Origin of the sequence: Paenibacillus sp. B2(2019) (assembly GCF_008370385.1) — a bacterium.
GTDB lineage: Bacteria > Bacillota > Bacilli > Paenibacillales > Paenibacillaceae > Paenibacillus_AQ.
Genome location: NZ_VTZR01000024.1, coordinates 740,859 through 759,110 on the forward strand (window position 1 = coordinate 740,859; position 18,252 = coordinate 759,110).

At 44.2% G+C, this 18,252-nt stretch carries 14 protein-coding genes and 1 pseudogene; 14 read left to right on the forward strand and 1 reads right to left on the reverse strand.

The features are described from left to right. The first annotated feature begins 80 nt into the window (after positions 1 to 80). The 9 genes and pseudogenes from PAENI_RS24645 (at position 81) to PAENI_RS24685 (ending at position 9,660) form a co-directional block, all read left to right on the forward strand. The gene (locus tag PAENI_RS24645; protein WP_149646993.1) at positions 81 to 491 is read left to right on the forward strand and encodes a DUF6855 family protein; all 411 of its coding nucleotides are present in this window, start codon (positions 81 to 83) and stop codon (positions 489 to 491) included. Positions 492 to 673: 182 nt separating this feature from the next. Continuing rightward, the gene (locus PAENI_RS24650) at positions 674 to 2,230 is read left to right on the forward strand and encodes a flavocytochrome c (protein ID WP_149646994.1); all 1,557 of its coding nucleotides are present in this window, start codon (positions 674 to 676) and stop codon (positions 2,228 to 2,230) included. A 155-nt stretch (positions 2,231 to 2,385) separates the two neighbouring features. After that, positions 2,386 to 3,993 (forward strand): DcuS/MalK family sensor histidine kinase, encoded by a 1,608-nt coding sequence (gene dcuS, locus PAENI_RS24655; RefSeq protein WP_149646995.1) that lies wholly within the window; start codon positions 2,386 to 2,388, stop codon positions 3,991 to 3,993. Then, on the forward strand, positions 3,990 to 4,697 hold the full coding sequence (locus PAENI_RS24660; RefSeq protein WP_149646996.1) for a response regulator: 708 nt from the start codon (positions 3,990 to 3,992) through the stop codon (positions 4,695 to 4,697). The genes dcuS and PAENI_RS24660 overlap by 4 nt, the downstream gene beginning before the upstream one ends. Before the next feature lie 178 nt (positions 4,698 to 4,875). Next, positions 4,876 to 6,219 carry a 2-hydroxycarboxylate transporter family protein gene (locus PAENI_RS24665; protein WP_149646997.1) on the forward strand — a complete coding sequence of 448 codons (1,344 nt, stop codon included), beginning with the start codon at positions 4,876 to 4,878 and terminating at the stop codon, positions 6,217 to 6,219. 70 nt (positions 6,220 to 6,289) lie between these two features. Continuing rightward, the gene (locus PAENI_RS24670) at positions 6,290 to 7,474 is read left to right on the forward strand and encodes an NAD(P)-dependent malic enzyme (RefSeq protein ID WP_149646998.1); all 1,185 of its coding nucleotides are present in this window, start codon (positions 6,290 to 6,292) and stop codon (positions 7,472 to 7,474) included. Between the two features lie 93 nt (positions 7,475 to 7,567). Continuing rightward, positions 7,568 to 7,978: pseudogene (locus PAENI_RS24675) on the forward strand (MFS transporter); the annotation flags it as partial. A gap of 347 nt (positions 7,979 to 8,325) precedes the next feature. Then, positions 8,326 to 8,931: a YkoP family protein gene (locus PAENI_RS24680; RefSeq protein WP_179086687.1), complete on the forward strand. Its 606-nt coding sequence runs from the start codon at positions 8,326 to 8,328 to the stop codon at positions 8,929 to 8,931. 78 nt (positions 8,932 to 9,009) lie between these two features. Continuing rightward, complete coding sequence (locus PAENI_RS24685; protein ID WP_188114678.1) at positions 9,010 to 9,660, forward strand: polysaccharide deacetylase family protein; 651 nt, start codon at positions 9,010 to 9,012, stop codon at positions 9,658 to 9,660. Positions 9,661 to 9,681: 21 nt separating this feature from the next. On the opposite strand, the gene PAENI_RS24690 is transcribed toward PAENI_RS24685, so the two are convergent. Then, positions 9,682 to 10,521 (reverse strand): AraC family transcriptional regulator, encoded by an 840-nt coding sequence (locus PAENI_RS24690; protein ID WP_149646999.1) that lies wholly within the window; start codon positions 10,519 to 10,521, stop codon positions 9,682 to 9,684. Between the two features lie 271 nt (positions 10,522 to 10,792). Here PAENI_RS24690 and PAENI_RS24695 point away from each other — a divergent pair, with 271 nt between their 5' ends. The 5 genes from PAENI_RS24695 (at position 10,793) to PAENI_RS24715 (ending at position 18,129) form a co-directional block, all read left to right on the forward strand. After that, positions 10,793 to 11,665, forward strand: a complete 873-nt coding sequence (locus PAENI_RS24695; RefSeq protein WP_149647086.1) for a chitosanase — start codon at positions 10,793 to 10,795, stop codon at positions 11,663 to 11,665. An 89-nt stretch (positions 11,666 to 11,754) separates the two neighbouring features. Beyond that, positions 11,755 to 14,343 carry a metallophosphoesterase gene (locus PAENI_RS24700; protein WP_149647000.1) on the forward strand — a complete coding sequence of 863 codons (2,589 nt, stop codon included), beginning with the start codon at positions 11,755 to 11,757 and terminating at the stop codon, positions 14,341 to 14,343. Positions 14,344 to 14,562: 219 nt separating this feature from the next. Further along, positions 14,563 to 15,516 carry an ABC transporter permease gene (locus PAENI_RS24705; protein WP_149647001.1) on the forward strand — a complete coding sequence of 318 codons (954 nt, stop codon included), beginning with the start codon at positions 14,563 to 14,565 and terminating at the stop codon, positions 15,514 to 15,516. Between the two features lie 43 nt (positions 15,517 to 15,559). After that, a complete protein-coding gene (locus PAENI_RS24710; RefSeq protein WP_149647002.1) occupies positions 15,560 to 16,441 on the forward strand; it encodes a carbohydrate ABC transporter permease in 882 nt (293 codons plus the stop codon). 56 nt (positions 16,442 to 16,497) lie between these two features. Beyond that, on the forward strand, positions 16,498 to 18,129 hold the full coding sequence (locus PAENI_RS24715) for an extracellular solute-binding protein (RefSeq protein WP_149647003.1): 1,632 nt from the start codon (positions 16,498 to 16,500) through the stop codon (positions 18,127 to 18,129). Positions 18,130 to 18,252 lie beyond the last annotated feature (123 nt).

Below are 18,252 nucleotides of genomic sequence, written 5' to 3' on the forward strand. Positions count from 1 at the left end.
TGAAGTATAGTAAAATGATGCAAATATAATAAAATGATTAGAACTTACTAATTTTGTGAGTTACTTTGGGAGTTGAAAATATGTTGACAGCTACAGGAACCAAGGAAAATCCTTGGAGGTTAAAGACACCACCGCAAACATCCGAGTATGAAATGTATAAGGTCGAAAAAGACGGTAAAGAAATTATAGTTTGCACTGTAGGGAAAACGGTTTTGCATTATGACTACCGCTGTATTGAAGATCTGCACGCCATGCTTATACAAAATGGTGATTGGATGGAGTTAGGAAGTGCTGATGAGCAAAAACCAGCAAAAGAAGGTACCGTTGAAGCATGGGGGCGTTCACCTGAAAACCCTGTCGGCGGTTGGTATGGATTAAAGAAGGGACTTCGGGGGCGATTCGGAATGTATATCCCACCGTTGCTCGAAGAATTGGGTCTTGCGGAAGTAGAGCATAATCCAAGAAACAATCGGATGAAAGCGATCTTGTAAACGAAGGAGAGCCTAAAGGCTCTTCTTTTTTTGAGCCATGCCCCTAACCGGCGGTCTTTCGTACACATTGCAGTGATTAATTTAGTTACAAAACGTTTTTTTTAGTTACATAAACTTTCAAGAGCAGGGCCTTTGCCGTTAAGCTGATTGTAAAAATATTCACAAGGGGGCAAAGCTATAACATGAATAAAAAAGTAACCACTGCTCTTATTCTCGTTCTCTCAGTCATGCTTGTTATCACAGGATGTGGCAACAGCAACAGCAGCAATGGAAACGGGAACAAGAACACCAGCAAGAACACCAGCAAGAACACCAGCAAGATCAACGAGACAAAGGAAACTGAAGCCGTTTCGGGAGCATCCAAAGCTAGCTATACACCGTACGATCAACTAAAAGATAAATATGACATCATCATTATCGGTGCAGGCGGTGCCGGAATGTCTGCTGCACTTGAGGCGAGAGCAAAAGGTATGAACCCGGTTATTTTTGAAAAAATGCCGGTTGCCGGCGGGAATACAACAAAATCATCTTCGGGAATGAATGCTTCTGAAACGAAATTCCAAAAAGAGCAAGGCATTGAAGACAGCAATGATCTCTTTTATGAAGAGACCTTAAAAGGTGGCCACGATACGAACGATAAAGAGATGCTTCGTTTCTTCGTAGACCATTCCGCAAGTGCGATTGATTGGCTGGATTCTATCGGGATTAGATTGAATAATATCACGATTACAGGCGGGATGAACGAAAAACGTACACACCGTCCTGAAGATGGCTCTGCAGTAGGACAATACCTTGTCAAAGGTTTGGTGGAAAACGTACAAGAACAAGGCATTCCCCTTTTTGTTAACGCCAATGTCAAAGAAATTACCGAAAAAGACGGTAAGGTCAATGGCGTCAAAGTCATCTTTGACCAAAGTGAGGAGAAAACGATTACAGCGTCTGCTGTCGTGGTGACAACCGGCGGTTTCGGCGCTAATCTAGACATGATTTCAGGAGTCAGATCTGATTTGGAGGGGTACGTTACCACCAACCAGCCGGGCAGCACCGGTGACGGTATCAAGATGATTGAGAAGCTCGGCGGTACCACAGTCGATATGGATCAAATCCAAGTTCACCCGACTGTGCAGCAGGAAAAATCCTATCTCATTGGGGAGGCTGTTCGTGGGGAAGGAGCGATTCTGGTTTCAAGTGTGGGCAAACGTTTCACAAACGAACTGGATACAAGAGATAATGTTACCGCTGCAATCAATAAGCTTCCTGAGAAATCTGCGTTTCTTGTATTTGATTCCGGCGTAAAGTCTCGCGCTAAAGCGATTGAACAATATGAAAAAATGGGCTTCGTTATCCAAGGAGATTCGATCGAGGCTTTGGCAACAAAAATGGACGTACCGGCAGATCAGTTGAAAACTACACTGGACAGCTGGAATAGCGCGGTGACGAATAAACAGGATGCCAACTTCGGCAGAACAACCGGAATGGACAATGACTTGTCCGGCGCGCCATATTATGCAATTAAAATCGGCCCGGGAATTCACTACACGATGGGAGGCGTGAAAATCAACACCAACACAGAAGTTTTAAATAAAGACGGACAACCGATTCCAGGCCTTTTTGCAGCAGGCGAAGTTACCGGAGGCTTGCATGGTCAAAACCGGATCGGTGGTAACTCTGTTGCGGAAATCATTATTTTCGGCCGCCAAACGGGTATAAAATCCGCTGAATTCGTAAAAGCACATTAAGTTATCCCCCTGCCTCTTTTCGGCTAGGCAAACAAACGCTTGGGCTCATCTTAGCCATGCGTTTGTTGTTTTATTATAACGGTGTACCGTATAAGGTCATAGCCATCCTTGCGTGTATACGTTAGAATGAAGAAAAATTCCCGGAGGGACAGCTGATGAAAATTGGCAAACACACACTTCGGCTGCAAACTACAATTACTTTGATGATTGGTGCAGTTCTTATCATAATGCTGCTAGTGGTCTATGTGCTATTTAGTATAAAGGTTTCCTCACAAACAAAATCCTCGTTGGAACAAAAGGCTGTGATCATTTCCCGTACGTTATCGCGTAACCCTCTAATTATTGAAGCGTTAAACAAATCACGCAGCTCGTCTGAATTGCAAAGCTACACTGAGGAAATCCGATTGTTGAACAATGTGGAATTTGTTGTGGTCATGGATATGAATGCGATCCGATATTCCCATCCGGACAAGGACAAAATTGGTAAGCATTTTATCGGTGGCGACGAAGCCGCAGTCTTGCAGGGGCAGGAAAGCATTTCGGAAGCCGAGGGTTCTTTGGGCCCATCTGTAAGAGCGTTTTCACCTGTCTTCTCTGCAAGCGGGAAACAATTAGGAGCGGTGGCAGTAGGGATATCACTGGGAAACATCAGACTTGCCATAAGAGAGAACGTGGGAATCCTTTATTGGGGATTGCTTATAGGCAGTCTAATAGGGGCTGCGGGAGCATTTCTGCTGGCACGTATTATCAAAAAAATGATGTTTGGCATGGAACCGGCCGCTATTGCTAAGCTTTTGGAAGAGCGCAACTCCATGCTACAGTCAGTTAGGGAGGGAGTCATTGCCGTTGATAAAGAGTCACGTATTACTTTGATTAACACTGAAGCCAGGCGTTTGCTTGCAGCCATTGGCATGCAGGATGATCCCTTGAACCAGTCGGTGGAGAGCTTTTGGCCATCACTGCGGATGAATACAGTGCTCAAAACCGGTGAAGCCAGCCAGGACTTGGAGGTGGAGCATAGCGGTGTTACGTTATTGGCAAACGTGGTTCCTATTCATGTAAAGGGAGCAGTAGAAGGTGCAATTGCCACATTCCGTGATAAGACGGAGATCAGCATACTTATGGAAAGGTTATCTGGCATCTCCTTATATGCCGAGGCATTGCGTGCCCAGGCGCATGAGTTTATGAACAAGCTGCATGTAATATTAGGATTAACACATATGAAAAGGTATGATCGGTTGGAGGCTTATATAACAAGTACTGTCACAACAACACAGGCAGAGATGGGAACGGTGGTGAGACAAGTGAAGGACCCTGTGATGGCCGGATTTCTATTGGGTAAGCTGAGCCGGGCCAGAGAAGCCGGAGTTCGGCTGGTGCTTCTGGAGGATGGGGTTCTGCCGGAGCCTAGCGATCCGGAACGCTCCTGCCAACTCATTACGATAGTCGGTAATCTTTTGGATAATGCAATGGAAGCGCCGGAAGGTAGAGGCAGTAAATATATTCATTTCAGCTTTCAATATCAGGATAAGACGCTGATAGTTACGGTTAGCGATAATGGAAGCGGTATCCCAGATGAGAAATTGCCGTATATTTTTCAACAGGGGTATTCGACAAAAGGAAATGACCGAGGCATCGGCTTGTATCTGGTTGAGCGGAGCCTTAAAGCTATGGGAGGTAAGATTGTTTGTGAAACAGGAAAGGGAGAAGGGACCCGATTTACGGTTAGTTTACCCTATCGAGCAAAGAGTGATGGTCAATGATTAGTGTATTGATTGTAGAAGATGATCCGATGGTAGCCGAGATGAATAAATTCTATCTGGAGCAAGTGGAAGGTTTTCAGTGTAAAGGCTGGGCAAAATCAGTGGGTGAAGCTCTCCTCAAATTGGCAGATGAGTCTTTCGAGCTGATTCTGCTGGATATTTACATGAAAGAGAGCAATGGATTGGAACTGCTGTCCGCTCTCCGTCGAGGCAGCAAACGAATAGATGTGATTATCATTTCGGCTGCGAGCGATAAGGACAGTATCCGAGACGCGCTTCAGAACGGTGCAGTCGATTACCTTATCAAACCGTTTGAGTTTCAACGCTTTCTCGCAGCCCTTTCCGCCTACAAGGAGCAGCATTTTCTGTTCCGCAATCAGGATTCCCTGGATCAGTCTGAACTAGATAAGCTAACCGGGTATAGGAAAGAGCCCTCGGCCGTTCAGGATTTATCCAAGGGTTTTACCCGGCATACATTGCGGACGGTCTGGAAAGCGGTGGAGACCCATAATGCAAATTCCTTTAGCACTGAAGAGATTGCAGTTAGTTCCGGAATCTCGCGGGTTTCGGTCGGGAAATATCTTGCTGTCCTCGCAGATATGGGAGCGCTGAACAGTGAATTGACCTATGGCACCATAGGAAGACCTGTACAGCGCTATCGCATGTCTTCCCGCGGCAGTTCTGTGATTTCTAAATTCATATAATTTTTTGGAGTGGGCCGCCGGTTCCGTGTTTTATAAGGAATCGGCGGTTTTTGATTGTCTATTTTTGATAGCGCTTACTTTAATAATTTTTATAATTCAATCAATAATTACGTAAAAACAAAAGCGCTTTCATTTCCGCTACTATAAGGCTAGAAAAGAGTTTAGGAGGAAATGAAAAATGCAAAATACGATTCCATCACCTGTTTCCAAAGGAAAGGAAGGTTCCCTGCCAGAAAAGGCTGCCTTCATTCAAAAATGTAAGCAATTTAAGGTGGGTGTCTTTCCGCTCCCTGTGTATCTAGCTCTGGCAGTGGTCATTCTTCTTGCAAGTGTGGCGGGGAAGCTACCGAATGACATGATTGGAGGGTTCGCTGTCATTATGGTTCTGGGTATTCTGCTGAGTGATATCGGTATGAAGCTTCCCTTGTTGAAAAATATAGGCGGCCCCGCAATCATGGCCCTTATGATCCCATCCCTGCTGATTTACTTGAATTTGTTCAACTCTACTGTGACAGACGCTGTCACCACATTGATGAAAGAGGCCAACTTCCTGTACTTGTACATCTCCATCCTGGTGAGTGGCAGTATGCTCGGCATGCACCGCAAAACATTGGTAGCGGGTATTACGCGGATCTTCATCCCGCTGATCGTCGGGACGATTGCAGCGGTTCTCGGCGGACTACTGGTAGGAACACTCACAGGTTATAGCATGTATCATACTTTCTTCTTTATTATCGTACCGATCCTTGGCGGTGGAATCGGTGAAGGGATTCTTCCTCTCTCGATTGCATACTCAAGCATTCTGGGTGGACACGAAGCGGGTTATTACGTATCGCAGATGATCCCGTCGGCAATTATCGGCAACGTATTCGCCATCATTGTGGCGGGCTTCCTGAAACGTCTGGGCGAGAAAAAGCCCCATCTAAGCGGCAACGGTACACTAGTCAAATCCGGTGACGATCTACAGCATGAGAATCCGGATAACAAACCTAAAGATTTCATGATGATGGGTGCGGGACTTCTGATCGCATGCAGTTTCTTCATTGTTGGGGCATTGCTTGCAGATTATGTAGGGATACCCGGACCGATTGTCATGATTCTGATGGCTGTACTGATCAAATGTGTCAAGGCGCTTCCCGAAAGATTCGAAAATGGGGCTTACCAGTTGTATAAGTTCGTTGCTGGTAACCTGACATGGCCGCTCATGGTAGGTTTGGGCATGCTATACGTTCCTCTGAAGGATGTAGCTGCCATTATCTCTCTACCTTATGTGCTGACCTGCCTCGCTATCGTCTTCAGCATGGTGGTTTCCGGCTATTTTGTGGGAAGAAAAATCAATATGTACCCTGTCGATGCGGCAATTGTAACCGTCTGCCATAGCGGCTTGGGTGGAACCGGAGATGTAGCTATTCTCTCTGCCTCCAATCGTATGCAGCTCATGCCATTTGCCCAGATCTCCACCAGGATCGGCGGCGTCAGCACTGTTATTGTGGCAACTATTCTATTGCGGTTTTGGAGCTGATTAGGATGTCAAGCATACATCCAGAAAGCTTATAGAGAAAAATATATTGCAATTAACAGGAGGAACAGTAATGAAAATAATGGATGAAGTAATGAAGATGCATGTTGGCGGCAAGCTGGAGACCGGCTTGAAGAACCCTATTCGAAGCATGGAGGATTTATCCAAGGTATATACACCCGGAGTAGCTAAAGTGTGTCAGGCTATCGCCGCAGACCAAGATAAAGCATACGAATATACGATTAAGAAAAATTCGGTGGCGGTCGTTAGTGACGGAACAGCTGTACTTGGACTTGGCGATATCGGTCCCAAAGCAGCCATGCCGGTCATGGAAGGCAAAGCAGCGTTGTTCAAACAGTTTGCAGATGTGGACGCTTTCCCAATCTGCCTGGATACAAAAGATACCGAAGAAATTATCGCGATTGTCAAAGCGATCGCCCCTACCTTCGGAGGCATTAATCTCGAAGATATTTCTTCGCCTCGTTGCTTTGAAATTGAAGCGAGACTTAAGCAGGAGCTCGATATTCCAGTCTTCCACGACGATCAGCATGGAACGGCGATTGTGGTACTGGCTGGAGTTTTGAATGCGTTAAGAGTATGCAACAAGGACATTAAGAATGTAAAGATAGTGGTGAACGGTATTGGAGCCGCCGGTATCGCCGTATCCAAGATACTCCTGCATGCCGGTGCTGTAAATTTGATCGGTGTGGACCGCCAGGGTGCAATTAACCGTGCTGTCCATTACGATAAATCGCATTGGAGCGAGTTTGCACTAATTACGAATCCTCATCTGGAGATAGGTTCCTTATCTGAAGTTATTCAGGGTGCCGATGTATTTATCGGACTATCCGCCCCCGGTGCCTTAAAGCTAGGTGATGTAAAAAGAATGGCTGCTGATCCGATTGTATTTGCCATGGCCAATCCTACTCCGGAGATTGATCCTGAAATTGCCGCGCCTTACGTCAAGGTTATGGCGACAGGGCGCTCCGATTTTCCTAACCAAATCAATAATGTTCTCTGTTTTCCCGGTATTTTTCGTGGAGCCCTTGACTGTGGCGCCACTGAAATCAATGAAGATATGAAACTGGCTGCTGCAGAGGCGATATCTTCAGTAATTGACGCCAGTGATCTTCATGAAACTTATATTATGCCGAATGCGTTTGATCCACGGGTAGTGGAGCGTATCCGGGAAGCGGTTATTCGAGCGGCGCTCAAGAGTGGTGTGGCAAGAATAGGTACGTTAATGGAAAGCAATTAAAGCTGCATAAACATCCGATCCGGATTATTCATAAATTAGTTTTTCGGAGTTCTGTGCATATCTCGAATACATGATGTTAGGTAACTCTGCCTTATGCTCGTTTCTCCATTCGCGGGAAGAATATCCAAACGTGTCGGCGTAGGTATAACGCTTCGCGGTGGATTGCTGCTAGCGATCATTGGTTTGGGGTCTATGGGGATGATTTCTAATCTGCCACTTCTTATTGTGATGAGCATCCTTTTTGTGGCGGGGATCGCACTAGCCGTTCCTTCACTTGTTTCGCTTGTTGGGCAAGTGGGCGGCAAGATGCGCGGGATAGCTGTATCTGTATATACTTTTATATTGTTTACAGGCACAAGCTTTGGTCCGATTATCTCTCTTCAATTGATGAATCATGCAAGTTATTTAATTACGTTTCTTCTATTGGCATGTATTTTGTGCATTGGGTTGATAGCAGCATGTCTTATTCATCATGAGGAAGCAGGGGAGCTAAACAGCCAGTAAATTTGTGATCAATAAACAAAAGACGATGAAATGACATCATAACGATTGTTTATTCAAGGTAACTTCTTTTGAAGTTACCTTTTTACTTTGAAGTCATGTGGGCCCGTAATGTGGTCTGGAGAAGCTTATGTCCTAATGAAAATAGTTGTATAAAAATTTGATATACGCGCAGAGAAATTCCGGTGAATAGCGTCAAATAGAAGTAGACGTTAAAAAGATTTAATTTGGTTCATTATGTTCCTTGTTGCAGTCGAACAGTTCTTAAGCTTTTTGTAAGAATCGGATAAGAAAAAAGAAAGTTCCTTTATGTACAATGTATGAAAAGAGAGACTATAACCTTATTAAGGATGGTGGATGAGTTGGGTTTCAAAATACGTAAAACCACAGTGCAATCCGTCTGGATGATGTGGGAAAAAGCTTTTGCGTTGCTTTCACATTTTCGCGGATCGCATAAGTCGAGTTTTGGTATATGTACCGTGATGCTAAAAAAACACCGGGGACAGCCAATTGTATGCCAGGACGCCACGGTCATCAACCAGGGTGAGTGGGTGGGAGAGCTCCACCTCGATAATGGAAGCATTCTGAAGTTGATCCAGTCCGAAGGATCGGATCGTGCTGCACTCCAAACGGCTCGCATGCTGCGTAAATCAATGCAGCAAATCAATGAAGCCTTCGAATCGCAGTCCGAGTTCAGGCAGGTCAAGGCTTTATTGGGTATTACACTGCTCCATCGGGGATTAACACACGGTCTTGGTTTTGAACAGCAAAATATAAAGTCCGGTGTTTTTGAACGCATCACCACCATTTATCTTCGATTGTTGCTGTCTGCTATGCATCCGGAAGGGAGACAAAGAATCAGTCGGCGAACCGAACAACTGGTCCCGATGTTACTGATTCATTCACGGGCCTCACTGAAGAATAGGTTCTCACCCGGACAGAACTACTCTGGATAAGTCTTAAGCTTGTTATATGGAGGTGTAATTATTCTTACATATTTAATAGGAGGGATACTATGTACCGCCACTCTTTACATGTTTATTCCGAGTTTGATTACGCGAGTGAGCGGCTTTGGTGTCTTTCGCAAAGGAACGGTAAAAAAACAGGTGGCATTCACTTTTGACGATGGGCCACATCCGAAATATACGCCGATATTGCTGGATTTATTGAAGTTGCATCAAGTGAAGGCTACTTTTTTCGTGCTAGGATCGAGAGCGGAGCAGTATCCAGACCTGATCAGAAGAATGGATCGGGAAGGCCATCAGATTGGCATCCATAATTATTGTCATACCTCTAACTGGCTGATGCTGCCCCGTACTATTAGGCGAGAACATCTGGACCGCTCCGCTGATATTATAGAATCTATTGTGGGAACCCGACCCAATCATTACCGTCCACCCTGGGGATTAATCAATCTATTTGATTTCTTTCGTTACAAGCAGTATCGAATTGTTCTGTGGTCGCTGAAGGCAGGCGACTGGAACACCCGGGTCTGTCAAACCCGGATGCAGGCCACTCTGTTAGGTGGAATCACCGATGGCTCCGTTGTCTTACTTCACGACAGCGGTGAGACTGTGGGCGCGGACCGGCATGCTCCTTATTTTATGCTGCAAACATTAGAGGAAGTGCTAAACCAACTACAGGCAAGAAACCTGCAATTTGTTCGCCTTGACGAAATGTCTTGACGTATTCCAGTGTTTTTGCTGTTAAGTCTTGAATTGTTTGCGGAAGCAGAGCGGCGAGATACCCATCATTAATTTGAAGGTTCGTCCAAAATGGGAGGTGTTATCAAACCCAACCATTCCCGCAATTTCAGTCACATTAAAAGAAGAGCCAACCAGCAAATCACGCGCTTCTTTAATGCGGATGTTATTGATATATTCAATGAAGCTGAACCCGGTAGCTTCTTTAAAAGTTCGGCATAAGTAGGAAGAGCTTATGTCGAATTTCTGTGAAATCTCACAGAGCTTAAGCGGTTCCATATAATGTTGATTTACATAATTAACGATGTCCAGGACTTTCTTATGTGTACGATTGGATTCCACCAATGGGGCTACACGGCTGTCAAATAGTTTACGATTAAGATAGAGAAGCAACTCCACCAATATTATTTGTTGGTACTGTACATATCCGCGAGCTTGCTTCTTTCCCTCCTGGATCATCTTCTGAAAAAGCTGTTCGATGAAATACTGGTCCTTCCCGTTCATCTTCAAAGCGCGGTAATCACTTTTGAATAACTCGAGCAGTTCCTCACATTGACCGCCGGTGCAGAAATGCTGCAGGAATTCTTTTTTAAACAGCAGTGTAACCCGTTCATACATATTGCATCCAGAATTGACCAGTTTGTGCATTTCATGAATATCCATAAATAGCAACGTACCGCCCGCAACCTGATAGGTTCTGTCCCCTATAAAATAATAAAAATCCCCGGATATTAAATACAGAATCTCATATGCATCATGATAGTGTCTTGAAGGCATGCTGGTGTATACCTGTTTCTTGCGGCTGATCTCAAAAAGAGTAGACTCATAAAATACCGGTTTCATTCAGCACCTCCTAAGAGGATTGTAGACTTAATTTAGGGTTTGTAGCAACATATGTATAAAATTTAATAATTACAAGAAAATACGTGCTGTTTGTACAAACTTTTTGAGATAAGCTTGAATTGAATTACCAAGTGTTGGAAAAAGGAGGGCTGTCATGCTCAGATAGGTTGGGGATAAGGTTCGCTGCCACTAAAAGTTAAAGCGCTTAAACTATTTAATTAAAGGAGAGATTGCGGTGCTTAATTCAACGAATAGTAAGGTTTCCAAGAAGATGAAATTTTCATTGTTGATCCTGCTCAGTTTTTCAATGATTTTTTCTTATGGCTATCTGTCCAATGCATCTCAACAGAAAAGTTATGCGGCAGGGAACCCTGATTCTAATTTCTCACCGGCAACACTTCAATTCTTGCGCGACAACACAGGTCTGGATGGTGAGCAGTGGAACAATATTATGATGCTTGTCAACAAACCGGAGCAGGACGATCTGAACTGGATCAATTTTTACGGATATTGTGAAGATATTGATGATGACCGCGGGTATACGATTGGAATATTCGGTGCGACTACAGGCGGCTCAAATGATACCGGTCCCGACGGTCCGGATCTGTTCAAGGCATATGATGCTGCCAAAGGCGCGAGTAATCCTTCGGTTAAAGGCGCATTGGCCCGGATCGGTGTCAAGGGTTCGATGAAAGGGAAGATCCTCGAAATCAATGAAAGCGAAGAGAGCTTCTGCAGAAAAATCGGCAATTTGCAAAATGATCCCGAGTGGAGAGAGGCTATGTGGAAAACGTTCTACAATATCTACATTAAATACAGTGTGGAGCAGGCCCGCAATCGCGGCTTTAACTCGGCATTAACTATTGGTTCCTTCGTGGATGCAGCGCTGAACCATGGAGCTACCGGCGGTTCCGAGACTCTTCAAGGGCTTTTGGGTAAATCAGGAAGCAGCACGGATGAGAAGACTTTCATGACCAAGTTCTATAAAGAACGGACCAAGATTGTAGATACTAATGAGTATAACGATCCGCCAAACGGCAAGAACCGTGTGAAGCAGTGGAGCAATTTACTGAACATGGGTGAGACAGACCTGAAGAATGCAGATTCGGCAATCCTTCAAGTCACCGACTGGGAACTTCAATAAGAGGATTGTAAGGGTAGACAGAACCGCCGTTCTTCTCGGTGACGGCGGTTCGATGATAAGTGAGATTAATGAAGAGGGAGATGGGTCGAATGGATAACCACCAATCTTATCTCAAAAACAGATTTCCCAAGGTAATCAGTCTAATGGTTATAGGTTTGCTGCTTGCCATGGAGTTGACCGGTTTTGTTTCAGCAGGAAGGGAGGGAAATGAGGAAGATCTTGCAAGCGAAGTAACTGCAGTTCAGGAAACGATTGCCCAGTGGATTTTTAAAGACAAAGGCGAGAACGGAGTATTTCCGGCTACAGGCGGGGTATATCAAACGGCTTCATCCATTCGTGATGTAGGGACAAATACGGATGCATACACCTATGAGCCCAGTGAGAACAGCGTACGCAACCAGGGCTGGCATGAAGGAACGGGCACTAAATACTGGCTTGCCACGCTTTCTACCCAAGGCTTCGAAGGTATCTTCCTCTCTTCACAGCAAACTTCTTCAAGTACAGGACCTAGGGATTTTAAGGTGCAATACAGTATAGATCAGCAGGAATGGACAGATGTTGCGGGCGGCAACCTTGTTCTAGCCCAGAACAATTTTAATTGTTCCAATAATTCCTGCAAATTAACGAACCTCGTTTTGCCTGCGGGAACTAACAATCAAAATGTACTCTATATCCGCTGGGTGGTTAACTCTACGAAAAGCGTAAGCGGGGGAACAGTGTCCAGCTCAGGCTCAAGTAGAATCAAAGATGTAGTAATTAAAGGAACACGTAGCAGCGGCGAACCTGGGGACACTCCCACACTTGAGGTAAGCAAAACTCCCGCTTCAGGGGCTGCAGATGTTTCCCTTAATGCCGAGATCACTGTGAAGTTTAATAAAGCCATCAGTCTCGACAGTGGTTATCAAGTTGAAATCACAGAAAACAATGTTCCTTTTAACAACATCTCTGCCTCGCTTCTCGGTCAAGACTCGGTCAAAGTCAGCCACCCTAATTTTACTGCCGGCAAAACTTACAAGGTGACCATCCCTAAAGAGCTTGTTAAGGGGACTACGGATGGCCGGTCACTGGAGAACGATATTACCTGGAGCTTTAAGACGAAGTCTCCGGATACCGGCAACAAAACACCAACGCTGCTGAACATGACTTTTAATGGGGACCCAAAGACAAGTATCGCCTTTGACTGGTATACAGCCGAAACCGTCAGAGGTACAGTAGTGCAAGTGGTGGAGGCCTCCAATGCGGGAGGAAGCGAGTTCCCGGAACAACTGGCAACTTCTTATGAGGGCAGCTCAACAGTTATTGAAACCTTAATGACATCAGGAGACAGAAGTTCCAAGAAGTATAAAAAGTTCGCCAGCCACAAGCTTATTGCAAGCGGTCTTATGCCTGGAACTAAGTATATCTACCGGGCCGGTAACGGTGATGCAGACGGTTGGAGCGAGGCGGGTTCTTTTACCACGGACAAGGCGGATAATCAGGATTTCCATTTCCTCTACGTAACCGACACCCAAGGCTCAAGTAAATCGAATTTCGATCTGTGGCAGGATACTTTTAAGAGAGCTATTGAGAAACCGGTAGATCCCAAGTTTGTTCTTCTTACAGGGGATCTAACGGATGACGGTGATCTGGAGCAGCTGTGGCAGTGGTTCTTGGGTGTGCCGAAAAAAGAATTTGCCAATGTGCCATTTGCACCGATTATCGGCAACCATGAGATAGAGGATTATCCGAATAACAACTTCTATAACCATTTTAATCTTCCAAAAGATGTCGGGACAGGCGCTCATGACGGGTCGGTATATGCTTTCGAATACGGTGATGCCCTGTTTATGCAAATCAATTCCCAGTACGAAGGGGAGGTCAAGCCGTACAAAGCGGATATTCAGTTCACGAAGCAATTGGAATGGATGCGGAATCAGGTGGCAAAGACCGACAAGAAGTGGAAATTCGTCTCTATGCATAAGGGAGCGTATTCTTCAGGGGATAATGCTTCGGCAGAAAGCGACCGGGTAGAGTTTTACCGGAAATATCTGATTCCCGTATTTGATGAGCTGGGTGTGGATATGGTGTTTGAAGGACATGACCATATGTATATGAGGTCTTTTCAAATGCTGAACAACGTTCCGATTAAGAATGTCATTACCGATGAGCAAGGAAATGTGCTGAATCCCAAAGGGACTGTGTATCTAATGGGCAACTCGGCCGCTTCGAAATTCTATGCTATTAATCCAGACGCAGACACTTTTTTTGCAGCAAAAAACGATCAGCCCAACAAGAAAATGTTCGTGGATGTTTCCATTACAAACGATGTGCTGAAATTTACATCCTACACAGCAGTTAAAGATAAACCCCTTGCCGTCTATGATGCTTACAGTATTAAGCGGACTGACGTCAAACCCGGCATTGTCGAAAATCCAAGCGCAGTAAGACAGTCAGGGAACCGTGCAGTTCTTTCGTGGAAAGCACCAACAAATAGCCCTGACCCGGTGCGAGGTTACCGAATTTATGAGAAAAATGATAAAGTCAGCACAAATTGGAGCGTGTATGTGCCGACGGTAAGTGGTCAGACGAGTTATAGTTATACATTAAATGGCATAGATTCTGCTAAAGCCTACAATTTCGTGATTAAAGCAGTGGGGACAAGAAATAATTCGCTTCCAGCAGAGGTAGGAATACAATGAATCCTCAATAAACAAAATGACTACCCGAAATATACTCTGGTTAAAAGACACTAGCCCACGCTAGTGTCTTTTTCCTTCCAAGGGCAAAGTCCTATAAATATTGCACCATATGTATATTTTATCTGTGTTTCGGAATTTTAATCCCCTTTATAATAAGGTATGTAACAGGGTTGGTAGGCCGGCCGAGCTTTACAAAACGAAAAAGAAGAGGAAGCTACAATGTCAAATGAAGCAGGGAAAAAAATAAAGCTTTCACGAATTGGAAATTCGCTAAGGCAACAGAAATATCTTCAACTTATGGTGCTACCTGGTCTTATATGGCTAATTGTTTTTTGCTACATCCCTATGGTCGGACTTTTTGCAGCATTTTTTGATTATAATCCTTTTCTGGGAATTCTAAAGAGTCCATTTGTAGGCTTCGCGCACTTTAAAGAACTGTTTCACGATGAGTTGTTCTGGAATTCGGTAAGAAACATGTTCGGGTTAAGTTTAACGAAGACGGTTTTTGCCATCATCATGCCGATTTTATTTGCCTTAATGCTTAACGAAATCAAGAATATGACCCTGAAAAAAATCGTTCAGACGGCGAGTTATCTTCCGCACTTTATCTCGTGGGTAGTTGTTGCAGGACTGTTTATTATGTGGCTCAACACCGATGGTATTGTCAATCATGTACTGATGTCGCTTGGTTTCACCAATGAGCCCCAAGCTCATCTGAATTCTCCCGGAGGCTTCTGGATCTGGATGGCAATTATTGACACCTGGAAAGAGACCGGGTGGTGGGCGATTATATATCTCGCTGCCATTGCTGCGATTCCTGTAGAACAATATGAATCTGCTGTGGTGGATGGAGCAAGTCGCATCAGAAGAATGATTAGCATCACTATTCCGTCCATTAAATCCACAATTATGATGGTAGTTATCCTTAGTATTGGAAGCATGATTTACGGAGGACTCTCCGGATCAAATCTGCAGCAATCTCTACTCTTTGGGAATTCGCTCAATTATGACAATTCCATGATTTTGGAAACCTATATCGTAAATATGGGGCTTTCCCAAGGTCGCTTCTCTTATGCTATTGCAGCAGGGTTAATCTTATCAATGTTATCGTTTGTGCTGTTCAGTGGAGCAAATGCAGTCAGCCGTAAGTTAACAAACACCAGTTTATATTAACAAGCAAATTCCCGTATAAAGTGAACCGTCAGGAGCGAAGGAAATGAAGGGAAATACAGAAGACAAAGTCATCAACATAGTTCTGTTTATTCTTATGTCGATCGTCACCCTGGTAACGTTGTATCCATTGTACTACTCATTCATCATATCCTTGAATGAAGCCAATGACATCGCCGAAAAAGGCTTCATCTATTTATTTCCAAGGAAATTCACACTTGAGAATTTCAAGATTGTTTTTACAGAGAGCAAGTTAGCCCATTCATTCCTAATTACAGGGGCGAGAACGATTTTGGGTACAATTGCAAGCGTATTGTTTACTGCTTGCGTGTCTTACCCCTTATCTAAAAAATACTTGGCCCTTAGAAGCTTCTATATCCGTACGGGTGTAATCACCATGTATTTTTTTGGTGGAATCATTCCAACCTATCTGCTGCTCAACTCACTTGGATTAATTGATACCTTCATGGTGTATATCATACCTTCCCTGTATTCATTTTTTAATGCCATTTTGTTTATTAACTTTTTTTCCTCCATTCCCGATGCGTTAGAGGAATCAGCCAAGATAGACGGTGCAAATGATTGGCGTGTTTTCTGGAAAATATTCCTTCCGTTGTCTGCGCCAATTCTTGCCACCGTGTCGTTATTCTATGGAGTACAGCAATGGAATTCATGGTTTGATGCAGCCTACTACACCAATTCACCAGATCTGGCCACCCTGCAACTGGTTCTATATCAGATCATCAGTCAAGCGGAAGGAGCCTCGATTGCTGCAAATTATCTCGGAGCCGGTAAGCAGAATATTAACATTATTGATTCCATGAAGTATGCAACTATGGTTGTGTCCGTCGTTCCGGTAGCTCTCGCGTATCCATTCCTGCAGAAATATTTTGTCCAGGGCATGATGGTGGGCTCTGTAAAAGGATAATGCTCGATATCTAGGTCACTTGCCTTGATATACACACAAAAATAGGGGGAAAGAAGATGAGTAAGGGAAAAAGGATTGTGTCAATCTTTATGGCAGTAATGATGACTGTTATTTTTAGCGGGTGTCAATCGAATAATGATAAAGAGAGTTCAAGTCAGCCAGCAACGGGTACAGAAGCAACTGCGGGTTCGGAAGAATTGGCGCTGGAACCTCTAGTTATCAAGCATTTCTATAATTATGACTGGTTCAATGTCGATTGGACAAGTTCGCCCTCCGGTCAGGAAATTCAAAAGCAGGCCAATGTAAAGATAGAATTAAGCAAAGCAACTTCTGGTGATAATACCAAGCTAAATATGATGGTTGCTTCCGGTGACATTCCAGATTTGATTACAACCAACAAGGATGATCCCACCATCGATTTAATGATCAAGAATGGCATGGTTTTGCCGATTTCTGATTTTATTGATCAATATGCGCCTGAGATTAGGGAGCAGAGTGAACCAGAGGTCTTTAAATACTACAACTATAAGGATGGAAAGCAATATTTCTTCCCGTCGTTTCTCGTTACCCCATATGACCTTCAACAATCAGATTATAATACGGTTAGCGGAGGTGATGGAGTAAGCGCTATCAGAAGTGATGTTTATGAGGCAATCGGAAAACCAGATATGTCAACGCCTGACGGATTCTTTAATGCAGTGAAAGCAGCAAAGGAAAAGTTTCCTAAGCTTACCGGCTGGTATTTCGGGGCTTTCAACAAAGATCTGACCTTCTTTAAAGCAGGTGAATTTCAAGGTTATATGTTCCCTGCTACCCAATTCGGCATCCATGTATATGATGTAAACGCGGATGGGAAGCTCACATCGGGTGTGCGTAATCCGAAATTCACTGAATTTGTAAAGTTTATGAATAAAATGTATACCAATGGGTTGATGTCCTCTGAATCTTTTGTGGATGCACAAGATATTAAAGAAGCAAAGAAACAAAAAGGTGATACCATTGTATTCTCAGGGATAGTTAATGATTTCAATGAAACGGTTAAAACCCAGGATAATCCCGATGCAGGTTGGGTGCCTCTGCCCTATTTTCCTGACGGCAATTATTTCAAGGATGGTTCCGGTTGGACAGCTACGCTGGTCTCCAAGAAAGTGGCTGACCCTGAACGGCTGGCTAAATTCATCTCTTTTATGACTTCTCAAACAGGTAGAGAGCTTGATGCCTATGGGGTAAAGGGCGTTCATTGGGAGATGAAGGAGATCGATGGGAAGCAAGTACCAAGACGGACTCCGGAATTCCAGACCTTATACGAAACCGACGGAAGCAAATATCAGAAGGAAACAGGGTTATCCACCTACTTTGCTTTCTCGGATGACTATATCCATGGCAGAATGGCTGCACTTACCGATTCCGAGAAGACAGATTACAGAAAGAACTTGGAGAGCATTGTCAAGCCGCATAAAGTAGCGGATATCGCATTGGGTCTTATTCACCCGCTGTCTTCATCCGATGAAGGGATCATCCAAGTTAAACTGAATGAGCTTTCAAAAACTTATTATCCTAAGATGGTTATGGCCAAAAATGAGGCTGCGGCTTTAGATGCCTATAATGAGTTTTTGAAGAAGGCAGAAGACACCGGTTTGGCCAAACTGGAGGCTGCTTGGACCACTAAGTATGCGGAGTTTAAATAAGTCAGCTTAGCAATAAAATAATGTTAATCAAAGAAGTGGATGAGTGTGACGAGAATCAGGCTCATCCTTCTTCTTTTAGCAAGGAAAACTCTTAAATCCACTACAAATCCGCGTTATACTTAT